The organism is Robiginitalea sp. (assembly GCF_049588695.1).
Taxonomy (GTDB): domain Bacteria; phylum Bacteroidota; class Bacteroidia; order Flavobacteriales; family Flavobacteriaceae; genus Robiginitalea.
Window position 1 is genome coordinate 1 of sequence record NZ_JBAVZJ010000300.1, and the last position, 1,883, is coordinate 1,883.

At 44.5% G+C, this 1,883-nt stretch carries 2 protein-coding genes; one reads left to right on the forward strand and one right to left on the reverse strand.

Annotated elements, in window-relative coordinates; translation table 11 throughout:
• Window positions 1-692: gamma-glutamyltransferase (locus WBV75_RS07435; protein ID WP_424119999.1), on the forward strand; the 692-nt coding region annotated here is incomplete at its 5' end.
• A gap of 186 nt (window positions 693-878) precedes the next feature.
• Here the strand turns inward: WBV75_RS07435 and WBV75_RS07440 are convergent.
• The gene (locus WBV75_RS07440) at window positions 879-1,634 is read right to left on the reverse strand and encodes an XRE family transcriptional regulator (protein WP_424120000.1); all 756 of its coding nucleotides are present in this window, start codon (window positions 1,632-1,634) and stop codon (window positions 879-881) included.
• Between the last annotated feature and the right edge of the window lie 249 nt (window positions 1,635-1,883).

Genomic DNA, 1,883 nt, shown 5'->3' on the forward strand with positions numbered 1-1,883 from the left:
AGCTCCTGAGTGAATCCTATTTAAGAGAACGTATGAGCGCCTTTAGTTTTGAGCAGGCCACGTCCTCAGATGCTGTGTCCCACGGTGCGGTTGAAATTGTGGAAAGTGAGGAGACCACCCATTATTCAATTGTAGATGCTGAGGGCAATGCTGTTTCGGTTACCACAACACTTAACGGAGCCTATGGATCTAAACTCTATTGTGATGAACTTGGTTTTTTCCTGAATAATGAGATGGATGATTTCAGCTCAAAGCCAGGAACCCCCAATATGTTTGGGCTTATCGGGGCAGAAGCCAACAGCATTGCCCCTGAAAAGAGAATGTTGAGCAGCATGACCCCGACCATTGTCGAAAGAGATGGGAAACTTTGGATGGTCGTGGGTACCCCGGGGGGCTCAACCATAATAACAGCGGTAACACAAACCATCCTCAATGTATACGAATTCGGGCTGTCCATGCAGGAGGCTGTAAATGCCCCCAGATTTCATCACCAATGGCTCCCGGACGTCATAACATTCGAAAATGATGGCTTTTCTAAATCCCTGAAGGATAGTTTAAGAACTAAAGGGTATCAAATAAATGAGGGGCGAACGCCTATCATCGGGAAGGTAGATGCGATCCGGGTAATCGACAGGGGGCGCCTCGAAGGTGGAGCTGACCCAAGGGGAGACGATCGGGCAGTCGGTTATTAATTGAAATCTGCAAGTTGTGTCTCCGGTTATTTTTCAATTTTTGCCAGCCTAAAGGTCTTGCAACCGCAACCGCCCCATCGGAAAAGTAGTAAAATGAATTTCACCTCTCGCCCAGAATATCCTTGTGAGAAATTCCGTACACGCAAGAAGTAAAAATCCCTTAAATCACAATCCAGAAGGTAAATTTCACGAAACGCCCAGCTTTTGCTTGAGTTCCTCCATAGATTGCTTCAACTCCCTCAGCAATCCATTTTCAGTATTTGTTTCAATGCCAAAGGTAATTTTACTGCTGACGAGCCAGACTTCCTGAATTTCCTCTGTGTGTATTTCGTATGGCGAATAGGAAGCATTGAGCGAAATAAGTCGTACACGATCCGACCCGGGAATTTTTTCCATCTTCTTGACCACTACAGCATCCTTCAGTACAATAACATAAAATCGGTTTGGATTAATGTCGTCCCAGTTTTCTATACCACGGGCGAGGACCCAGTCTTCGGGTTTTAAATTGGGAAGCATACTGTCTCCTTCAACTTGAAACCCCCGGTATGAGGCATTCCGGAACTGGGGAAGGGGCAGGTCAAAAGCCGGGAGTTTGCGATACCAGCTCGTATCCTGAATGTTTTGAGGGTACCCGGCTGCCGCTTTTGCATTTACGAGGAGAATATTTTCTTTTTCTTCCGAATCAACGCTTACCACCTTGGGCATCACACTCACTGAATCCGTATCCAAATAGCGTTTATTACTTTCCCCGTACAACCAAAGCGGATTGATCCGATACAGACGCAGTAATTCCGTTACCACCTTACCGGTCAATCGGGTACGTCCGCGTTCAATATCTGCAGTAGTACTGGGAATCCCAAGTTTTTGGGCAAATTCAGCCTGGGTAAATCCCAAATCCCTGCGCACTTCGGTGAATCTCTTGATTACTATTTCGTGTTCCATTTCTATGGTTAATCTGGGAGTTGAAGAATCCCGCGTTATCAAATGTATTAAAAATTGGAAATAATCCTAAATATAATATGGAATATTTCCTAATTATGGCTTTATTCCATATATTTGGACATATTCCTATTTTATGAAGCCACATCCTTGTTTTTTATTCGACGGTAGTTTCGCTGGATTTCTAAATGCGATTCAAAAGGGGATAGAGGAATCTCATCCCCGGATTGCTTTTAACCCTTTATTCAATAC